This window comes from Pseudoalteromonas sp. Ps84H-4, from assembly GCF_024124645.1.
GTDB lineage: Bacteria > Pseudomonadota > Gammaproteobacteria > Enterobacterales > Alteromonadaceae > Pseudoalteromonas > Pseudoalteromonas lipolytica_C.
On the sequence record NZ_JAMXSK010000005.1, the window covers coordinates 25828 to 47188 of the forward strand.

A 21361-nucleotide genomic window follows, 5' to 3' on the forward strand; every position below is an offset into this window, starting at 1 on the left:
ATTTATTAAAATAATTAGTATTTTAAACATAAGGAAACCTCCATATGTCTGAAGTCAATAAAATTGACGTAGACGCGCTAGAAACACAAGAGTGGTTACAAGCCCTTGAATCTGTTGTGCGCGAAGAAGGTGTAGAACGAGCTCAATATTTACTTGAGCAAGTGTTAGAGCAAGCCCGTTTAGACGGTGTTGATATGCCTACTGGCACGACTACTAACTACGTTAATACCATTCCGGTAGATCAAGAGCCTGCTTACCCAGGTGACGTAAACATTGAACGTCGTATTCGTTCAATCATCCGTTGGAATGCGATCATGATCGTATTACGTGCGTCGAAAAAAGATCTAGACTTAGGCGGCCATATGGCGTCTTACCAGTCTTCTGCTGCATTCTATGAAGTGTGTTTTAACCACTTCTTCAAAGCACCAAACGATGTAGACGGCGGTGACTTAGTGTATTACCAAGGCCATATTTCTCCTGGTATCTATGCACGTGCATTTGTTGAAGGTCGTTTAACAGCTGAGCAGCTTGATAACTTCCGTCAAGAAGTTGATGGTAAAGGTCTTCCTTCATACCCACACCCTAAATTAATGCCTGAATTCTGGCAGTTCCCTACAGTATCTATGGGTCTTGGTCCGATTGCATCAATCTACCAAGCGCGTTTCCTAAAATACCTAGATGGTCGTGGCTTAAAAGACACTAAAAACCAACGTGTATACGCTTTCTTAGGCGATGGTGAGATGGATGAGCCAGAATCACGTGGTGCAATCTCATTTGCTGCGCGTGAGAAGCTAGATAACCTATGTTACCTAATCAACTGTAACTTACAGCGTTTAGATGGCCCAGTAATGGGTAACGGCAAGATCATTCAAGAGCTTGAAGGTCTATTCAAAGGCGCTGGCTGGAACGTGATTAAAGTTGTATGGGGTAGCGGTTGGGATATCCTACTAGCTAAAGATACAACAGGTAAATTACTGCAGTTAATGAACGAAACCATTGACGGTGATTACCAAACATATAAAGCGAAAGATGGTGCATACGTTCGTGAGCACTTCTTTGGTCGTTACCCAGAAACAGCAGCACTTGTTGCTGATATGACTGATGAAGAAATTTTCGCACTTAAGCGTGGTGGTCATGAGCCATCAAAACTTTACGCTGCATTCAAAAAAGCGGAAGAAACCAAAGATCGTCCAACAGTAATCCTAGCTAAAACTGTAAAAGGTTACGGCATGGGTGATGCAGCTGAAGGTAAAAACATCGCGCACCAAGTTAAGAAAATGGACATGACACACGTTGAGCACTTACGCTCACGTTTAGGTCTTCAAGATTTGGTTTCTGATGAAGAAATTAAAGACCTTCCATATCTTACACTTGAAGAAGGTTCTGAAGAGTACAAGTATCTTCACGCACGTCGTGAAGCACTGCAAGGTTACACGCCTAAGCGTATTGCTAAGTTCTCTGAAAAGTTAACATTACCTGAAGTTGATGCGTTCAAGCCACTACTTGAAGAGCAAAAACGTGACATCTCAACAACAATGGGCTTTGTACGTGCACTTAACGTGTTACTAAAAGACAAAGGCATTGGTAAAAATATCGTTCCTATCATCGCAGATGAAGCGCGTACGTTTGGTATGGAAGGTTTATTCCGTCAAATCGGTATTTACAACCCACATGGCCAAAACTATACGCCGCAAGACCGTGACATCGTTTCTTACTACAAAGAAGCGACATCAGGTCAGGTACTACAAGAAGGTATCAACGAGTTAGGTGCAATGTCATCATGGGTTGCTGCTGCAACATCTTACAGCACTAACGATTTACCGATGATCCCATTCTACATCTACTACTCAATGTTTGGTTTCCAACGTGTAGGTGATATGGCGTGGATGGCTGGTGACCAACAAGCACGTGGTTTCTTACTAGGTGCGACAGCTGGTCGTACTACACTTAACGGCGAAGGTTTACAGCACGAAGATGGTCATAGCCACATTCTTGCCAACACAGTACCTAACTGTATTTCTTATGATCCAACATTCGCATACGAAGTAGCAGTAATCATGCAAGACGGTATCCGTCGCATGTACGGTGAAGACCAAGAAAACGTGTTCTACTACCTAACGCTAATGAACGAAAACTACCATCAACCAGCAATGCCTGAAGGCGCTGAAGAGGGTATTCGTAAAGGTATCTACAAACTTGAAACTGTGGCTGGCGAGAAAGCAAAAGTACAGTTACTAGGTTCAGGTACAATCATGATGGAAGTGCGTAAAGCGGCACAAATCCTCAGCGAAGAATATGGCATTGGTTCAGATGTATTCTCTGTAACGTCATTCAACGAGCTAACACGTGATGGTCAAGATGTTGAGCGTTTCAACATGCTTAATCCTGAAGCAGAACAAAAGACTGCTTACATCACAAATGCATTAACAGATGCAGTAACTGTTGCAGCAACAGACTACATGAAGAACTACGCAGAACAAGTTCGTTCATTTGTTCCAAGCAGCAACTATAAAGTGTTGGGTACAGATGGTTACGGTCGTTCTGATAGCCGTGAAAACTTACGTCGTCACTTCGAAGTTAATGCGGGCTATGTTGTAGTTGCAACATTATCTGAGCTTGCTAAACGTGGTGAAGTTGAGAAGTCAGTGGTTGTTGAAGCAATCAAGAAGTTCGACATCGACACAAACAAAGTTAACCCGCTATACGCATAAGAGGTTCCAATGAGTATTGAAATTAAAGTACCAGATATCGGTGGCGATGAAGTTGAAGTAACCGAAATCCTTGTTAGCGTTGGTGATAAGGTTGAGGTTGATCAGTCGTTATTAACGGTTGAAGGCGACAAAGCATCAATGGAAGTACCTGCTGCACAAGCAGGTACGGTTAAAGAAATTAAAGTAGCTGAAGGTGATACGGTAACGACGGGTTCACTTATCATGATCTTCGAAGGTGAAGAACAAGCAGCTGCACCAGCACAAGCTAAAGAAGAAGCTAAAGAAGAGCCAACTAAACAATCTTCAGCTTCTGCAACGCAAGAAGTTAATGTACCAGATATAGGCGATGATGAAGTTGAAGTAACTGAAATCATGGTTGCGGTAGGTGACACGGTTGAAGAAGAGCAATCTTTATTAAGTGTTGAAGGCGATAAAGCATCGATGGAAGTACCTGCGCCATTTGCTGGTACTGTTAAAGAGATCAAAATCGCAACTGGCGATAAAGTGAAAACTGGCTCTTTAATCTTCGTTTTTGAAACAGCATCAAGCGGCTCTGAAGCACCTGCAGCAGAATCAGCTCCAGCAGAATCAGCTCCAGCAGAAGCTGCTCCTGCTACATCTGGCACTAAAGAAGTAAACGTGCCTGATATCGGTGGTGATGAAGTTGAAGTAACTGAAGTGATGGTTGCTGTTGGCGATAAGGTTGAAGAAGATCAATCAATCTTAAACGTTGAAGGCGATAAAGCATCAATGGAAGTGCCAGCACCATTTGCCGGTACAGTTAAAGAAATCAAAGTAGCAGCTGGAGATAAAGTATCAACTGGCTCACTTATCTTTGTATTTGAAGTAGCCGGTAGTGCACCCGCTGCAGCGGCACCTGCTCCTGCAAAAACTGAAGCCGCTCCTGCTGCAAAAGCGCCAGCGGCTGAAAAGCCAGCGTCAGCACCTGCAAGCAACGAAGGTTTTGCAGATAACAAAGCGTATGCACATGCATCACCAGTTGTTCGTCGTTTAGCGCGTGAGTTCGGTATTAACCTAGCAAACGTAAAAGGCACGGGTCGTAAGAATCGTGTTGTTAAAGAAGACGTACAAAACTACGTAAAAGACCTTGTGAAGAAAGTTGAATCTGGTCAGCTATCTGCAGGTAAAGGTAATGCGGGTGGCGGTGAGTTAGGTCTTATCCCTTGGCCTAAGGTTGATTTTGCTAAGTTTGGTGAAATCGAAGAGAAGAAACTTTCTCGTATTCAGAAGCTATCAGGTGCTAACTTACACCGTAACTGGGTGCAAATCCCGCATGTTACACAGTTTGACGAAGCGGATATCACAAGCCTTGAAGCATTCCGTAAAGAGCAAAACGCGCTTGCTGAGAAGAAAAAGCTGGGTGTTAAAATCACACCACTTGTGTTTGTGATGAAAGCGGCGGCGAAAGCACTTGCTGAATTCCCAACGTTTAACTCTTCACTGTCTGAAGACGGCGAAAGCTTAATCTTGAAGAAGTACATCAACATTGGTGTTGCGGTTGATACGCCAAACGGCTTGGTTGTTCCAGTATTCAAAGATGTTGATAAAAAAGGCATCATTGAACTTTCTCGTGAATTAATGGAAATTTCAGCTAAAGCACGTGACGGCAAGCTAACTTCATCTGATATGCAAGGCGGTTGTTTCACAATCTCAAGCCTAGGTGGTATCGGTGGTACAGCGTTCACGCCAATTGTGAATGCGCCAGAAGTTGCTATCTTAGGTGTATCTAAGTCAGAAATGAAACCTAAGTGGAACGGCAAAGAGTTTGAACCTAAATTAATGGTTCCATTATCAATGTCATACGACCATAGGGTTATTGACGGTGCACTAGCAGCACGCTTTACTGTGACGCTAGCAAGCTACATGAGCGATATTCGTCAATTGGTGATGTAATCGTCTCATAATTTATAAGAATCAAATCCCAGCAAGGTGTTTTTTGCTGGGATTTTTACCATTGGCAATGATACAATCTTTGCCATAGAACAATCTTGGTATAGATATCTGCTCTCCCTTTCTGCCTTGCAGAAACATGGCAGTTAAACTTAGGGGCAGTGTCCCGTTCAAACATTTAAGGTAATAGCATGAGCAACGAATTAAAAACTCAAGTTGTTGTACTAGGCGGTGGTCCTGGTGGTTATTCTGCGGCTTTCCGTGCTGCTGACTTGGGCTTAGAAGTAACATTGGTAGAATCTCGCAACACATTAGGCGGTGTATGTCTAAATGTGGGTTGTATTCCTTCAAAAGCACTTTTACACGTAGCTAAAGTGATTGATGACGCTGCAGAAATGTCATCTCACGGCGTTACTTTTGGTAAGCCTGAAATCGACCTAGACAAAATCCGTGATTGGAAAGAGTCTGTAATCGGTCAATTAACTGGCGGCCTAGACGGCATGGCTAAAATGCGTAAAGTGAAAGTAGTTAACGGCTACGGTAAATTCACTGGTAGCAACACACTAGCTGTTGAAGGTGAAGACGGTACAACAACGATCACATTTGATAATGCTATTATCGCTGCAGGTTCTCAACCTGTTAATTTACCTTTCATCCCTGAAGATGACCGTGTAATTGACTCAACAGGTGCACTAGAGCTTAAAGATGTTCCTGAGAAGCTTCTTGTTTTAGGTGGTGGTATCATCGGTCTTGAGATGGGTACTGTATACCGTGCGCTAGGTTCTGAAATCGACGTAGTTGAATTTGCTGATCAATTAGTACCAGCAGCTGATAAAGACGTTATCAAGATCTACCAAAAATACGTTAAGAACAAGTTCAACGTAATGCTTTCTACTAAAGTTGTTGGCGTTGAAGCGAAAGAAGACGGTCTATACGTTTCATTCGAAGGCAAAAACGCACCAGCTGACGCAGTACGTTACGACAAAGTACTTGTAGCTGTAGGTCGTACACCTAACGGTAAATTACTTGACGCTGATAAAGCAGGCGTTAACGTTGATGAGCGTGGTTTCATCAATGTTGATAAGCAGCTTAAAACAAACGTTGATCACATCTTCGCTATCGGTGATATCGTTGGTCAGCCAATGCTTGCGCACAAAGCAGTTCACGAAGCTCACGTTGCTGCAGAAGTTATCTCAGGTCAGAAACACTTCTTCGATCCTAAGTGCATTCCTTCAATCGCATACACAGATCCAGAAATCGCATGGGTTGGTGTAACTGAGAAAGAAGCTAAAGAGCAAGGCTTAAACATCGAAACTGCGGTATTCCCTTGGGCTGCTTCTGGCCGTGCAATCGCTTCAGCACGTACTGAAGGTCAAACTAAGCTAATCTTCGATAAAGACTCAGGTCGCGTTATCGGTGGTGCTATGGTTGGTATCAACGCAGGTGAAATGTTAGGTGAAATCGGCCTAGCAGTTGAAATGGGCGCAGACGGTGAAGACCTAGCGTTAACTATTCACGCTCACCCAACGCTAAACGAATCAATCGGTCTAGCTGCTGAAATCTTCGAAGGTTCAATCACTGACCTTCCAAACAAAAAAGCAGTTAAAAAGAAGTAAGTTCTTTTAATGAATAGCTTTAAAAAACCCAGCTTAGGCTGGGTTTTTTGTGTTTAGATTGGAGCAACAAAAACCGTGTTTGTTATTACAAACACGGTTTTTGTTATTAAGAGCTCGGGTTACTTATGGTAGCTTAAGCAGGTTTCAACTTCATTTTTAGAGCCTAAGATCACCGCCACTCGCTGGTGGATGGCATCAGGTTGAATCTCCATGATGCGCTCAGTACCTGTAGAGGCAATACCGCCAGCTTGCTCAATTAGCATTGCCATTGGGTTTGCTTCGTATAATAAACGTAATTTGTTTGGTTTGTTTGGATCTTTCGTGTCTGTTGGGTACGTGAAGATACCACCACGGCATAATACACGGTGTACATCACCCACCATTGCAGCAATCCAGCGCATATTGAAGTTACGGCAGCGCGGGCCTGTGTCACCGGCTAGCAAATCGTTAATATAATTTTGCATCGCAGGTTGCCAATGGCGTTGATTTGAAGCATTGATAGCAAATTCGCTGGTCTCTTCTGGGATTTTTGCAAACTCTTGCGTTAATAAGAAGGTGCCGTGAGTTTTATCTAAAGTGAAAAAGCGCGTGCCTTTACCTGTGGTAAGAGCCAATACGGTTGATGGGCCATATAACACGTAACCTGCCGCAACTTGGTTCTTACCTGGTTGCATAAAGATACTTGGGTCAGCTGGATCAGAGCCTTCAGGCGCCGCCATAATTGAGAAAATCGTACCAACGAGCGAGTTGATATCAGTATTTGATGAACCGTCAAGTGGGTCGAATGCAACAATGTAGTTGGCATTTGGATTACCTGCAACAGTGAAGTCTTCTTCTTCAGAGGCAATGGCTTTTACGTAGCCCGATTCTAATAAAATATCTTTTAAAAGTTGGTTAGTTAGAACGTCGAGTTTTTTCTGTGTTTCACCCTGAATGTTTTCGTCTAGGGTTGAGCCTAATACGCCAGATAGGGCGCCTTGACCAACACGAAATGAAATCTCTTTACATGCCGCAAGTACCGTTCTGATCAATGAGATCAGTTCACGAGGGCAACCATCTTCTAACAATACCGGTGGGAGTCTACGCATTCTATTTTCCTGATAACGTTGTAGCCAGACATTTTTAGTGTGAGAGAGAATGTCTTAGCAAGCGCTGAATTTCGTCTTAAATAGCTGATTTTTATAAACGGTACTTTATACTGCTTAATACCTATACAGTATTTAAAACGCGAATAACAAAGATAAGATTATGCAAAAAATACCATTACTACGATATCTGCTCTTAGCTGTGCTACTTACTATGATAACTCAAGCACACGCAGCAATTAAGTCTATAAATGATTTTACTGAAAAAATGACTCATTTTTCGGGCTATTTTTCATTTTATTACGATACAGAAAACGGCAAATTGTACCTTGAGGTGGATAAACTCGAGCAGCAATTTTTATTACAACAAAGCCTACCTTACGGTGTTGGCTCAAACGATATTGGCTTAGATCGTGGTCAGTTAGGTGATACTCACTTAGTACAGTTTGAGCGTTTTGGTGATAAGGTGATGCTAAGAGCCATTAATACTTATTACCGCGCTAACACTAATAATCTTGCGGAACAACAAAGTATTAAAGAAGCATTCGCATCAAGTATTTTAGCGGGTTTTAGTGTTGTTGCTCAATCAGACACTGCTGTATTAGTTGATTATACACCTTACCTATTAAGCGATGTTCATGGTGTGAGCCGCCGTTTATCGGCAACCGGGCAAGGAAGTTTTAACTTAGATAGCAACCGCAGTGCAGTTTATTTAGCGCGTTCAAAAGCATTTGAAAAAAATACAGAATTAGAAGCAGTGCTTACTTTTCATGGAAATAACCCGGGTAAGTATGTTCGCCAAGTGAGTGCCGACCCTTATGCGCTGACAGTGCATATGCATCATTCATTAATTGAGTTACCTGATGATAATTACACCCCGCGCAAATTCCATCCTCAAGCAGGTTTTTGGAGCATTGAGCATAAAGATTATGCGGCTGCGCTGGGTGAGTCTATGTATGTACGTTACATCCCACGTCATCGTTTAGCGAAAAAAGATCCGAGCTTACCAATCAGCGAACCCGTTGAACCGATTGTTTATTATTTAGATCCGGGTGTACCTGAGCCAGTTAAAACAGCGTTACTTGATGGTGCTAAATGGTGGAATGATGCATTTAGTGCAGCAGGCTACAAGAATGCTTTTATCGTTAAAGTATTACCTGATGATGCAGACCCTATGGATGTGCGCTATAACGTGATCCAATGGGTGCACCGTGCAACACGTGGCTGGTCGTATGGCAGCTCTGTGATTGACCCGCGAACAGGTGAAATTATCAAAGGTCATGTGACACTCGGGTCACTGCGTGTTCGTCAAGACATCCTAATTGCAGAAGCATTAGCTGCTCCATACTTTGAAGGCAATGAAGTGGCTAAGCGTTTACAAGCTATGGCACTTGATCGTATTCGTCAATTAAGCGCCCATGAAGTAGGGCATACTTTAGGTATTTCGCATAACTTTGCAGCGTCAGTGGCAGACAGAGCCTCTGTAATGGATTATCCACATCCGTTACTGAGCTTTAATGAGCAAGGTAAGTTAGATGTAAGCCGAGGCTATGCTGCTGGTATGGGCGTTTGGGATACCCAAGTGATTAAATACGGCTATAGTGATTTCACTAATCAAGATGAAGCACAGCAATTGGCCGCAATTTTAGCTGAAAACAAAAGTAAAGGGCTGGAGTTTATCTCAGACAGTGATGCCCGTGCTCAAGGTGGTGCTCACCCAACTGGCCATTTATGGGATAACGGTAGTTCACCGAGTGATGAGCTAATGCGTGTACTTGATGTTCGTAAACAAGCGCTGACGAGCTTTGGCATTGAGAACATCAAAACGGGCACTGCTTTATCGCAACTAGAAGAAATGCTGGTGCCACTTTATTTATTCCACCGTTACCAAGTAGAAGCTGCGGTTAAACTAATTGCTGGTGTGAATTACGAATACGAAGTGCGCGATGGCTCACAGCCTAAAGGGGCGCAGGTTGTTGCAAAGCAAACACAACAAGCGGCAGCCGATGCAGTGCTTGCTACACTAAAAGCCGAGAACCTTGTTTTACCTGAGTCGGTATTAGCGCTTATTCCACCAAAAGCGTATGGTGAATCTAAGTCACGGGAGAGCATTGTTGGTCGCACAGGACTTACGCTTGATGCTATGGCACTGCCTGAGGTGGCTGCTGCACATAGTTTGAATCTACTTTTTAATAGCCAACGCATTAACCGCTTAGCGCAGCAGCAAGCAAGAAGCGATGCATTTTATGGTTTAGATGCGCTATTAGCGCAAACTTATCAGCAAGTTTTTGAGCAAAAAATTGCTTCAGGGATGGCAGGTAAAATTAGCCAGCGTGTGCAGCTTTTAACAGCGAAACAGTTTGCCGATTTAGTCGCAAGCAGCGAAGTCGCACCCGAGGTACAAGCCCAACTTCGTTACTACTTAGCTAAACTAGCAAAGAGTTATCAGCAAGAATCAATGCTAGGCAGCGCATCAGTTGGTAACAGTGCATTCAAGCAATATTTAAGCGAGCAAATCAGTCACTTTTTAGAAAGTGGTGAATGGCCTGCCAACTTTAAAGTGTTGCCAATGCCACCGGGTTCACCAATTTAACCTTCCTGTGTTTTAAGGCGCCTAGCATAGCTAGGCGTTTTACTTGCATAAAACTGGATATTTGCTAATCTAGCGGCCTTCCTTTTTTGTCTTATTGAGGTGTATATGGCGTTCTTTTCTCGCTCGTTGTTGGCAGCGGCCATTACATTCTCTAGTTTTTCCAGCTACGCTACCCTTGAAAAAAAACAATGTGATGTTGAGCTTAGTCATGGCTTAATTATTACTGACGATGTTATTCGTATTGTTGATAAAGGTCAGACACGGGTACAAATTAATAACGATAAGCAATTATTTATTCGTGGTTACTGGGTTGATTTGAGCCCCGAAGAAAGCAAAGTTGTTGAACAGTTTAGCCGTGGTATCAGACAAACCGTCCCAGAGCTAGTAGACCTTGCGACTGATGGTGTAAATCTCGGTTTAAGTGCGATTGAACAGGTCGTTGAAGGTATGTCAGATAAAGAGCCTGAAGTACTCAAAACTCAGCTGCAATATGTTGAACGTGCGCTGATGGATAAGTTTAAGCGTGGCGATGACTTTTTCTTTATTGCTCCGCAGTCGCTGTCGAAAATCGATGATTTCTTCACTAAGGAAATTAGCCAAAAAATTCACTCCGCAGTTCACGGTTCATTGGGGGCTATTTTAGTGTCGCTGGGGGATGCGTTTAAATCGCGCGAAGGAAATATCGAAGATCGTATCAACGATATGGGACAGCGAATGGATATCATCTCAAAAGAAATTGACAAATCACTGCAAAAAAAAGCTGAGCAGCTTGAGATGAAAGCTTCTGAGTACTGTGAATGTTTAAACTCTTTAGATGTAACTGAATCAAGGTTACAAAAAATAGTGCCTGGAATGGCAGATTTTGACTTAGTGCAAATTAAGTCATAGCCTTTTTTAAAGATAAAAAAACCGTGTTTTGAACACGGTTTTTTTGTTTGTGTTTATGCTTATTAAACTTTAAACGCATCGACCGATAATCGAAGCTCTTCTGCTAACTTAGCAACTTCTGAGCTTGAGATGTTAGTTTGGTTTGCGCCTTCTGCTGTTTGCTCTGCAATTGCCACGATAGACTCCAATCGTTCACTGATCTCTTGCGATACTTGTTGTTGCTCATGAGCCGCAGTGGAAATTTCTTCACTTACATTGTGCGCTTGAGCAACAGCTGCAGTAATTGAGTCTAGTGCAGTGTTGGCAAGATCTGATTGCTCAACGCATGATTCAGCTTGTTGTTTACCTTTAGACATTGCTGCTACAGCAGCTTCTGCGCCTACTTGCAGAGATTCAATCATTGCTTGAATTTCTTGGGTCGACTCTTGTGTTTTACTTGCTAGTGAACGTACTTCGTCTGCTACAACCGCAAAACCACGACCTTGTTCACCTGCACGTGCCGCTTCTATAGCCGCGTTGAGTGCAAGGAGGTTAGTTTGTTCAGCAATGCCACGAATTACATCTAAAATACCGCCAATTGACGCGCTGTCTTTGTGTAACTGATTAATAACGTGTGATGCATCATCAACTTCACGCGCAAGTTGTTCTATGGTTGCTTTGTTTTGCGAAGAAATACCTTTAACACGATCAGCTTCTTTATCCGCATTTTTTATTTCGCTAAGTGCTTGTTGTGCACTGCTGCTTACTGCTTGTGATGTGCTGCTCATTTCAGTGGTTGCAGTGGCTGCTTGTTCAACTTGTGCTTGCTGATTGCGAATTGCTTGGCTAGATTCCTCAGTGATCGCTGAAGTCTCTTCTGATGCGGCAGCAAGTTGCGTAGAACGAGAAATAATACCTTGAATAAGTGTTCGTAAACTTTCAATCAGGGTATTACAACTACGAGACAATTCACCGAATTCATCTTTTGCTGAATCATCTAAACGTTGCGTCATGTCGCCGCTGGCAACGATATCAAGAATACGATTCACTTCAAGCAGAGGTTTCGTGATACGGTTAACCGTAATGACTGCGACAACAATAGCAATTAAGGTCGCAATAGCCATCGCAATCCATGTCCAAATGGTCGCTGTCGATACATTACCACTCACATCTTGTTGTAGATCAAATGCTAAGACAGTTGCTTCGTTTACAAGGTCTCTTAACTGCTTTAATGCTTCGGTGGTTGAGTTTTCTGCGTTAGCAAGTTCTGCTTGTGTTTGCGCTATGGCATCGATTAAGCGCTTTTTGTTGGCTGATAAACTGTTGTTACCACGCACATTGTTAGCCAAAGATTCAAAGTAATTATTTAAATCATTGTATAGTCCAGCGTTGTTATCAATAATTGCTGGGCGAATAAGACCAAGGCTTCGCTCAATCTCTTCTAGGTAATATACTTGCTCATTTTTAATGATATCGAGGGTATTTAGCGTTTTCACAGTAAGCATATCAGTGCTGTTTGTAACCACTGACTGGAAGTTGTTTTCCATGTTGTTGGCGGCTTGGTAGGCGCGAGAATGGTTTTCTTCAAGACCGTCAATATCAATGATATCAAGAACTACTGAGTTAGCATCTTCTGCGCTAATTTCTATATTCTCAAGCTGGCTTGCGAGTGTTTTGTTTAAATCGAGTTGTGTTTTCTTATCAGCAAATAAATTTTCGACAGATTTATTGAATCGCTTGTAGGTCTGCTCAACTTGTTGGCTGCTGCTTTTTAGTTCAGGATCATCGCTGACAATGCGTTGTAATTCTTGATAAGAGCTATCATAACGTTTTTTCTGTTCATTAAAGCGATTACGTATTGTTGTTAGTTCTTCTTGTGATGATGTATAAAAACTGGCTTGTGCAGCTTTACTCATTAAAATAAATTCGACCTGCAGCTCGTAGCTTTTATCAAGCGCTGGTAGCGACAGCTGATTAACACGCTGCGTTGATTGATCAATATTGGTAATTCTGACCAACGAGTTACCACCAATAAAAAGCAGGAGCAAGGTAATGACAATAAAGCCACCCCAAATACGCTGTCTAACGGTCAAGTTCATATGTAATTCCACAAAATAGTACTAATCAACACTTATCGGCAAGGTTGCCAATTAGTTAAGTATTTAAATTTAAGTAGCTTTAATTTAAATTTACTTTAATTGTATAAATCTAACAGATGTTCAGTTATTTTTCAGTTTATTTAGATAAAAGAATGAGAACTTTCTGTGTGGTACTTATTTTTACTTAGTTCCATTAGTGTCATAGCACCTCCCCATACACAGCCTGTGTCGAGGGCATGAATATTTTTATATTCAACCTTTCCTTCTAGAGCAGCCCAGTGGCCAAATGTAATCTGTTGTTTTAATTTCAGAATATTTGGATGCTCAAACCAAGGAATAAATGAAGTATCGATACTTGTATTGGTTTTATTCTTTAAATCTAACTTGCCATCGTGGTCGACAAACCGCATCCGAGTAAAATAATTAACGATGTAGCGAAACTTTTCCTCATTGCTTAAAGATTTTAACCACTCAAGCGGGTGAGGATCATACATATGCGTAAAATAATGATGCGCATCGTCACCTTGGTAACAGGATTCGGCGAAGCGAGCACGTTTGAGGGCTTTTTTGACTGACCAGTTAGGGTTTAGCCCCGCATGACTGATAAACATATTATAGTTTTCAAGCCAAATAGCTAAAGGTTGTTGCTGTAAAAATTGAATATAATCAGCGCGTTTTGAGCTATTAAAAAGCGGTTCTAATTTATCTTTAGGATTGGCTGGCTTATTCAAATGGTGACAGGCAATCAGATGCAGATCATGATTGCCTAATGTAATGCTAACACTACCTTGCATGCTATATAGCCGCTCAAGACACGCAAGTGAATCAGGACCTCTTGCGACTATATCACCCACTAAATATAAATGATCTTGGCTAGGGTTGAAGTTAACACGTTTTAGTAACGCATCAAACTCAGTAAAACAGCCTTGTAGATCACCTATTGCGTAGTCAGCCATGCTTACCTAATGCAGTATATTTGGACGTGCTAAACGAAACACTTCGATAGGCGCTTCGAACTCAGTGCCAAACTCATTGCGCATTATGTAGTGGCCCTGCATCGTGCCCACAGGAGTATCGAGAACTGCTCCGCTGGTGTATTTATAGCTTTCTCCAGGGGCAATTGTTGGCGTTTCACCAACAACCCCTTCACCTTGTACTTCGACTTCTTTGCCATTGGCATCGGTAATTAACCAATAGCGACTTAAAAGCTTTGCACTGCATAAGCTGTGGTTTTTAATGGTGATTGAGTAAGCAAAAACGTATTTATCTTGTTCAGGCTCTGATTGGCCTTCAACATAGAAGGTCTCAACAGAGACCTTAATTGGCGAACCTAAATTACTGCTTGTTGTCATAAATCCAATTAGCTATATCAATAAATTGTTGTAAAGACAGGCTTTCTGCGCGAAGCGTAATATCAATACCTATGCCAGTTAACTCTTCAGCTGTCAGTAAGTTAGATAAACTATTGCGCAGTGTTTTACGGCGTTGGTTAAACGCTTCTAAACAGACTGTATTTAAAAGTTTGGTACTCTTTGCTGTACGTTGCTCAGGCTTTTTAGGGATCAAGCGGATCACTGCTGAGTCAACTTTTGGTGCGGGCTTAAAGCACTCAGGTGGCACATCAATCACTGGCATCGCATGACAGTAATATTGTGTCATCACACTTAAACGGCCAAAAGCTTTGCTGCCCGGACCTGCGACCATACGTTTGACCACTTCTTTTTGCAGCATAAAGTGCATATGCTCAACGTTGTCTGCAAATTCAAATAAGTGAAATAACAACGGAGTTGAAACGTTGTAAGGTAAGTTACCAAATATTTTTAGTTTTTCATCTGCTTTGATTAAGGTACTAAAATCAAACTTCATTGCATCACCTTGATGCACTGTAAGTTTTGGACCTAAAAATGGATGGCTTGTTAAACGCTCTGCTAAGTCTTTGTCTAACTCAACAACAGTTAAATGGCCACTTAAATCAGCAACAGGCTCAGTGATTGCACCAAGACCCGGGCCGATTTCTACTAAATTGTCTTCAGGTTTAGGATCGATAGCCGTGACGATTTTATCGATAATCATGTCATCGTTTAAAAAGTTTTGACCAAAACGTTTACGGGCGCGGTGTCCTAAATGTACTTTATCTGTCATTGATTCTGTGCTTTTTCATGGGCGAGCTTAATTGCTTCGCGGATCGCTAATTCAAAACTACCCACATCAGCAGTGCCTGTACCGGCTAAATCAAGTGCTGTGCCATGATCTACTGATGTGCGAATAAATGGCAAGCCAAGAGTGATATTGACTGATTTGCCGAAACCCTTGTATTTTAGCACAGGTAAGCCCTGATCGTGATACATTGCCAGCACTGCATCTGCTTGCGATAAATACTTATCTTGGAAAAGAGTATCAGCTGGTAGAGGGCCAATTAAATTCATACCTTGGTTATTTAAAAGCTCAAGGGTAGGTGTAATTGTGTCAATCTCTTCAGTACCTAAGTGACCGTCTTCACCTGCATGTGGGTTTAATCCGCACACTAAAATACGCGGCTTCTCGATACCAAACTTTGTCTGTAAGTCATGGTTTAATATCGAGATAACTTTACTTAATCGTTCAACTGTAATGGCACGTGATACATACGCCAGTGGAATATGCGTTGTAACAAGTGCAACGCGTAAGCCTTCGGTTGCAAGAAGCATGACGACATCGGCAGTATTTGATTGCTGAGCAAAATATTCGGTGTGACCACTGAATGAAATACCTGCTTTATTGATAATGCCTTTATGTACTGGACCCGTCACAACAGCAGCAAAGGTTCCATCCATATTCTTTTCACTGGCGATACGTAAGGTATCAAGTACATATTGGCCATTAGCGTCATTTAAAACGCCAACTTCAACGTCTTCACCTAAATCGACTTGATGAAGGTAAACACTTCCAGCTGGTGTGTCGGTTGGAGCTTGCGTTTCGTCAAACTTAATTAGGTTTAATTCTAACCCTAATAATTTTGCGCGCTGTTTTAACAGCGCACCATCAGCAATCACAACAAGCTGGGCATCCCAGTGATGTTGAGCTAATTTTATTAGTAAATCAGGGCCTATACCGGCCGGCTCACCGGGTGTTATTGCAATTCGTATAGTCATGATCGTTATTCTGCTGGGAAAATATCAACATGGGCTTGTTCGCGCATTTCTTGCTGCCAGTTGAAACTTTCTTCTTTAAATTTACGATTAAAAAGCAGTTGATGCGCGCGGTTACGTTTAGCTTGCTCTGTTTTGTCTGCTACACGCTTATCAAGTAACTGCACAATGTGCCAACCGAATTGCGTTCTGAAAGGCTCACTGATTTCATTTTTATCAAGTGAAAGCAGAGTATTTTTAAACTCAGGTACATAAGTACTTGGATCAGTCCAATCGTACTCACCGCCTTTTAATGCAGAACCCGGGTCTTCAGAGTATTCTTTTGCTAGTTCAGCAAAGTCTGCCTTTCCTTCACGTAAGTCTTTAGCAAAGCCTTTTAGCATGTCACGCGCTTTTTCTTCGCTTAAGATAATTGATGGCTTGATTAAAATGTGACGTGAGCGAACTTCTGTTGTTTCAACCACTTGACGACCACGAACATCCTGAACTTTGATGATGTGGAAACCAGCACCTGAACGAAGTGGGCCAACAATATCGTCTTTCTTATGACCCTTCACTGCTTCAGCAAACAACGATGGCATTTCATTGATGCTCATCCAACCTAGTTGACCACCTTCAAGGGCTTTTGAGCCACTTGATGATGAGATAGCAATACGTTTGAATTCTTTACCTTCATTTAAAAATTCGATTACTTTGTCTGCACGTGTTTTTGCACTTGCGATTTCATCAGCTGTTGCATCGCTTGGGATATCAATCAGGATGTGACCAATGTCATACTCTTCGGCATTTTTACCTTGAGTTTCCATGATTTTTAATAAGTTATCGATTTCTTGTGGGCTAATGTAAATTCGACGATCAACATTGGCGCGAGTCACTTGCTGAGTCGTTATTTCTTTACGGATCTCTTCACGATACGCGGTGTAACTTTCACCTGCAGCCTCAATCGTACGACGTAAATCTGCAATCGTACCGCCTTGCTCACGGGCCATGTTTTCAAGTGTTTGGTCTAATTGAGAATCTGAGATTTCTAGACCCATACGCTCTGCAAGTTGCATCATAAGCGTTTGGTTTACTAAACGTTCAATCGCTTGAATACGTAGCGTGTCATCAGAAGGCAGTTGCTGGCCTTGCTCTGCTGCTTGAGTTTTAACACGGTTAATGATGGTGTCAACTTCACTTTGTAAAATAACACCTTGGTTAACAACCCCGACGACTTTGTCGATTTCGACAGGTTTTGCGAAAACACTTTGGCATAGGCCAACTGTTAATAATGCTGATGCAAATAGTTTTTTTAAATTCATACTTTTTCTAATACTCTTGCTAATAGTACTGCGGTACTAGTTATTAAGAAAATACGGTCTACGATAGCCAAAAATACCTTGTTGTAATAATTTTTGTGCATCATAACGGCTTTTACTTCCAAGCCCTTTTAATACGATATTGAAACCAATACTGGTATCAAAAGTAGCTTGTTCTTGACCAATCGCTTGATTCAAATCAGTTTCGATTTGACGACGGCCTGTGATTTGAAACGCCCAGCAGCAAGATTCATACTGAAGACCACTGAAAACCTCAATGCTACGACCACTTTCTAAATCGCGGTGGTAGCTACCAACAAACTGCCAATCTTGTGTTAGCGGAATGCTGGTGAATAGACCAACTTGCTCGATTGTATTGCCTGAGACATCATTTGCATAGCGATGGTTCAATTGTACGAGCTGTTTATCGTCACCTTTATAATCTAAGGTTATGTTTGATTGAATAATTTCTTTACCGTCAGTGTCATATTGAATACCACCCGATAAATACCAGCGACGGTGCCAATGTAACATGGTTTGCGCTGCAAACAAGGCATTGTAGTTAGTATCTGACTGAAGCCCTTGTGATGTTGGTTTAGCATCATTACTTAAATAAAATATTTGGCCGGCACTAAAATTAAACACTTCTTCGTTTTCATTACTGAATAAGCGAGTTGTGGCACCCAATGTGAATTGGTTTGCAGTGGCAATACGGTCGATACTTGAGAAACGACGGTCTCTAAATAAACCAAAAAAATCATCTTGTAATTTAGCTGTATCGTAAAGGCCAATGTTCGACTGGTCTTTATTTGGCGTATACAAGTACTGAATTTGTGGCTCAAGCGTTTGAATGCCATCTTTAAAGAAAAAGGCAGTTTCTCGCTCGAAGTTTAACTGGCTGTACAAGCGTACTTTAGGCATAGTACGTGTCACTCTCTCGTCGAAGTCGGTGCCTGTTAAATCACCATGCTGGTTATACTCAGTGTGGAGTAAGCTGAATTCAGATAAAAACGACCAAGCATATTCTTGATAGCCAAAACTTGCTTTTGGTTCAATGTGAAGTCTACTCGCTTCATCAATGATGGCTTTATCATTGGTAAAATAACTGAGCTCACCGTCAAGCGTTAAATCGATACCGTAGAAATCATAGGCATCCATTTGTGAAAAAGTAATTTGTGGTAACGCTGCATAGGATTCTTTGTGATCACCAAGTACTTCAAAACTCTGTAGTTTAATGTTTGTATGCCAAGTATCTCCCAAGTAAGTCAGTGAACCAGTACGGTATAACTGAGTGTCTGTGCGAGTTGCATAATTAGAGTTTAAGTCTGTTAGGTAGTTATCATCACTAACGTTAGTAATATCGATATTGCCGCGCCAGCTCTCACCAAAGTAACTTTGCTGTTGCCAGTGAAATAAATAACGTGAGTCAACATTGGGTTCTTCGTCATCTTTATCAAGATACTCGACCGCAACGAGGCCATTGTTTTGCTCAGTTAAATAACGAAACTCACCAATCATTTGTAAGCCTCGTTTAGACATATAACGCGGCGTGATGGTGGCATCGTAATTTGGTGCAATGTTCCAGTAGTATGGCGTGATTGTTTCAATACCGTAACGACCAGAACTTGAGAAGTTAGGCGTTAATAAACCTGATTTACGGCGGTCGTCTAACGGAAACGTAAAATAGGGAATATAAAGAACCGGTGTGTCAAATACACGTAATACAGTATTGTGGGTTTCGCCCCAGCCATCTTCACTTGATAAGTCAATTTCGTCAGCTTCGATTGCCCATACGGGTGTTTCGCCAGGGCAAGTAGTAAAGCTTGCGTTCATCAGGTTTAAGCCAGACTCATTGACTGTTAGTTTTTCTGCGCCACCATGACCAAGTTGGTCGGTGAGCTTATAATCAGCACCAAGCAAGCTTAATTCAGAATTATTTAAATCCGCGTTGAGCCCAGAACTGTTAATTTGGCTTACTTTATCGCGATACACGATAGGGCCGGTTGCATTAAGTAACCCACGTTGTTTGTCAATCAGTGCACTTTGTGCGGACAAATTCATCGTTAGGGTGTTAATATCTACATTACCGGTAAATTCTGCGCTTTGGGTACCCAATAGTTCAATATCATCGGATTTGATATCGATCATATTAAGTTCAAGGCCAGGGAGCGGTTGCCAAGCTCTGGTTTGCATTGAAGTGCCACAAAAATTGTGTGCCAGTTCAGTTTCGGCGAACGATGGTGCGCTAAGTACGCTTAGCATCATTATGCCCCAGGTTTTGCTCATTTAATGACCTTAATGCTCTTTGGTTGGATATAAGCTAGACATAATAAAGGAAAACAATGGCAAATACAGTAATTGACTTAGTGAAAAATAGATATCTTACTAAATGAATCGTTATAAAAGTTTACAGCAGTTTTTAAATCCTCACTTTAAAGAGGATGAATATCAATTAGCCGCCATCACTGGAGATGCGAGCTTTCGCCGTTATTTCCGCGTAAATACAAGTGATCAGAGCTATATTGTCATGGATTCAGACCCCAACAAATTAGACAACACGCCTTACATAGAGCTCAACAAGGTATTTTCTAAGCACGGTTTTAAATTACCTAAAATTCTTCAGGCTGATGAAAAACAAGGTTTCTTTTTACTCAGTGATTTAGGCAATACACACTTGGCTGATTTATTGGGCGATGAAGACCGCACTTTACACTACAAACACCTAATAAAGTTAAGTGCGCAGTGGGCACAAATACCGCCAGCTCAATACATGAAAGTATTTGATGGTGAGTTTTTACAGTTTGAACTGAGTATTTTTAAAGAGTGGTTAGTTGATAACTTTATTGGTGAACAACTTTCTGTTGCTGAGCAGCAAATGTGGCAACAAGCTTGTGAGTTATTAGTTAACAATGCGCTTGAACAACCGATTGTGACGGTACACCGAGACTTCCATAGTCGCAATATAATGCGCACAGGGCAGCAATGGGCGATCATTGATTATCAAGATGCCGTACAAGGGCCTGTGTGTTATGACCTTGTTTCGTTATTAAGAGATTGCTACTTCAAGTTACCTGAGCAAGAGCTCGACTATCTTTTGCATTACGCATATGACGAGTTTAATCAGCAACAGTTATTGCAAGACACCTCATTTGCCATGTTTAAACGTTGGTTTGATTTAACCGGTGTACAGCGTCATTTAAAAGCAGCAGGCATATTTTGCCGCTTAAAACTTCGTGACGATAAGTCTGGTTATTTGAATAATGTACTGCCAACCCTTAAATACATTAGTAATGTAAGCAAAGAATACCCAGAGTTAACAGCACTTGGTCAGTGGATAGAACACACTGTTATTCCACGTACCAAGCTGCGCTTAACAAAAGAGATGAAATGAAAGCAATGATCCTAGCGGCTGGGCGCGGTAAGCGCATGATGCCGCTAACAGAAACAATGCCAAAGCCGATGCTTAGGATTAATGGTAAGCCATTATTAGAGCATCATATTAATAATTTACGTCAAGCAGGCATTACCGACATTGTCATTAACCTTGCATGGCAGGGCGACAAAATAACAGAGTATTTTGCTGATGGCTCGCAGTTTGGTGTGTCGATCACTTACAGCCAAGAACAGGCGGGGGGGCTTGAAACCGCAGGTGGTATCATTCAAGCATTGCCGTTATTGGGTGAGCAATTTATTGTCATAAATGGTGATGTGTATACTGATTACGATGTGACTTCGTTGATGCAGATTCATTTGCAAGCGGGAGAGGCGCACATCGTACTTGTTGAAAATCCTGCTCATAATCCTGATGGTGATTTTGCCCTTAGTCATTTAAGTCCTGATAGCCAAAAGTATACTTTTTCAGGTATAAGTCGTTACCACGTTGATTTTTTTAATGGTTTAACCGAAGGTGTTCGTCCACTTGGACCAATTTTGCGTGAAAAGCTCAGTGCACATCAAGTATCTACGGAGCTTTACTTAGGTCAGTGGGATGACATTGGCACACCAGCCAGATTAGACGAAATCAATCAGCGTTTCGCTTTGCAATAACAACAG

At 41.8% G+C, this 21361-nt stretch carries 15 protein-coding genes; 7 read left to right on the forward strand and 8 right to left on the reverse strand.

Going from position 1 to position 21361, the window contains the following annotated elements:
* Positions 1 to 44 precede the first annotated feature (44 nt).
* From aceE to lpdA, 3 genes are all read left to right on the forward strand, one after another.
* A complete protein-coding gene (gene aceE / locus NH454_RS06715; RefSeq protein ID WP_135923553.1) occupies positions 45 to 2711 on the forward strand; it encodes a pyruvate dehydrogenase (acetyl-transferring), homodimeric type in 2667 nt (888 codons plus the stop codon).
* A 9-nt stretch (positions 2712 to 2720) separates the two neighbouring features.
* The gene (aceF, locus tag NH454_RS06720) at positions 2721 to 4625 is read left to right on the forward strand and encodes a pyruvate dehydrogenase complex dihydrolipoyllysine-residue acetyltransferase (protein ID WP_253038591.1); all 1905 of its coding nucleotides are present in this window, start codon (positions 2721 to 2723) and stop codon (positions 4623 to 4625) included.
* Between the two features lie 188 nt (positions 4626 to 4813).
* Positions 4814 to 6238, forward strand: a complete 1425-nt coding sequence (lpdA, locus tag NH454_RS06725) for a dihydrolipoyl dehydrogenase (protein ID WP_138557162.1) — start codon at positions 4814 to 4816, stop codon at positions 6236 to 6238.
* A 119-nt stretch (positions 6239 to 6357) separates the two neighbouring features.
* Here the strand turns inward: lpdA and NH454_RS06730 are convergent, their stop codons facing one another.
* Complete coding sequence (locus NH454_RS06730; RefSeq protein WP_253038593.1) at positions 6358 to 7326, reverse strand: class 1 fructose-bisphosphatase; 969 nt, start codon at positions 7324 to 7326, stop codon at positions 6358 to 6360.
* Positions 7327 to 7486: 160 nt separating this feature from the next.
* On the opposite strand from NH454_RS06730, the gene NH454_RS06735 reads away from it, so the two are divergent.
* Both NH454_RS06735 and NH454_RS06740 read left to right on the forward strand, forming a co-directional pair.
* Positions 7487 to 9916 carry a zinc-dependent metalloprotease gene (locus tag NH454_RS06735; RefSeq protein ID WP_135923557.1) on the forward strand — a complete coding sequence of 810 codons (2430 nt, stop codon included), beginning with the start codon at positions 7487 to 7489 and terminating at the stop codon, positions 9914 to 9916.
* A gap of 105 nt (positions 9917 to 10021) precedes the next feature.
* Positions 10022 to 10804 (forward strand): YggN family protein, encoded by a 783-nt coding sequence (locus NH454_RS06740; protein ID WP_135923558.1) that lies wholly within the window; start codon positions 10022 to 10024, stop codon positions 10802 to 10804.
* Positions 10805 to 10866: 62 nt separating this feature from the next.
* On the opposite strand, the gene NH454_RS06745 is transcribed toward NH454_RS06740, so the two are convergent.
* The 7 genes from NH454_RS06745 to lptD all read right to left on the reverse strand — a co-directional run bounded on the left by NH454_RS06745 (position 10867) and on the right by lptD (position 19594).
* Complete coding sequence (locus NH454_RS06745) at positions 10867 to 12882, reverse strand: methyl-accepting chemotaxis protein (RefSeq protein WP_135923559.1); 2016 nt, start codon at positions 12880 to 12882, stop codon at positions 10867 to 10869.
* A 140-nt stretch (positions 12883 to 13022) separates the two neighbouring features.
* Positions 13023 to 13838: a symmetrical bis(5'-nucleosyl)-tetraphosphatase gene (locus NH454_RS06750; RefSeq protein WP_199526066.1), complete on the reverse strand. Its 816-nt coding sequence runs from the start codon at positions 13836 to 13838 to the stop codon at positions 13023 to 13025.
* A 6-nt stretch (positions 13839 to 13844) separates the two neighbouring features.
* Positions 13845 to 14234: a Co2+/Mg2+ efflux protein ApaG gene (gene apaG, locus NH454_RS06755; RefSeq protein WP_235381748.1), complete on the reverse strand. Its 390-nt coding sequence runs from the start codon at positions 14232 to 14234 to the stop codon at positions 13845 to 13847.
* Positions 14218 to 15024 (reverse strand): 16S rRNA (adenine(1518)-N(6)/adenine(1519)-N(6))-dimethyltransferase RsmA, encoded by an 807-nt coding sequence (gene rsmA, locus NH454_RS06760; protein WP_135923561.1) that lies wholly within the window; start codon positions 15022 to 15024, stop codon positions 14218 to 14220. The genes apaG and rsmA overlap by 17 nt, the downstream gene beginning before the upstream one ends.
* A complete protein-coding gene (pdxA, locus tag NH454_RS06765) occupies positions 15021 to 16013 on the reverse strand; it encodes a 4-hydroxythreonine-4-phosphate dehydrogenase PdxA (protein WP_135923562.1) in 993 nt (330 codons plus the stop codon). The genes rsmA and pdxA overlap by 4 nt, the downstream gene beginning before the upstream one ends.
* A gap of 5 nt (positions 16014 to 16018) precedes the next feature.
* Entirely contained in the window at positions 16019 to 17311 is a 1293-nt protein-coding gene (gene surA, locus NH454_RS06770) for a peptidylprolyl isomerase SurA (RefSeq protein ID WP_135923563.1), read from the reverse strand.
* A gap of 36 nt (positions 17312 to 17347) precedes the next feature.
* Positions 17348 to 19594: an LPS assembly protein LptD gene (lptD, locus tag NH454_RS06775; RefSeq protein ID WP_135923564.1), complete on the reverse strand. Its 2247-nt coding sequence runs from the start codon at positions 19592 to 19594 to the stop codon at positions 17348 to 17350.
* Positions 19595 to 19697: 103 nt separating this feature from the next.
* Between lptD and NH454_RS06780 the strand changes: the two genes are divergently transcribed.
* A complete protein-coding gene (locus NH454_RS06780; protein WP_135923565.1) occupies positions 19698 to 20699 on the forward strand; it encodes a phosphotransferase in 1002 nt (333 codons plus the stop codon).
* A complete protein-coding gene (gene murU / locus NH454_RS06785) occupies positions 20696 to 21355 on the forward strand; it encodes an N-acetylmuramate alpha-1-phosphate uridylyltransferase MurU (protein WP_135923566.1) in 660 nt (219 codons plus the stop codon). Before NH454_RS06780 ends, murU begins: the two co-directional genes overlap by 4 nt.
* The last annotated feature ends 6 nt before the right edge of the window (positions 21356 to 21361 follow it).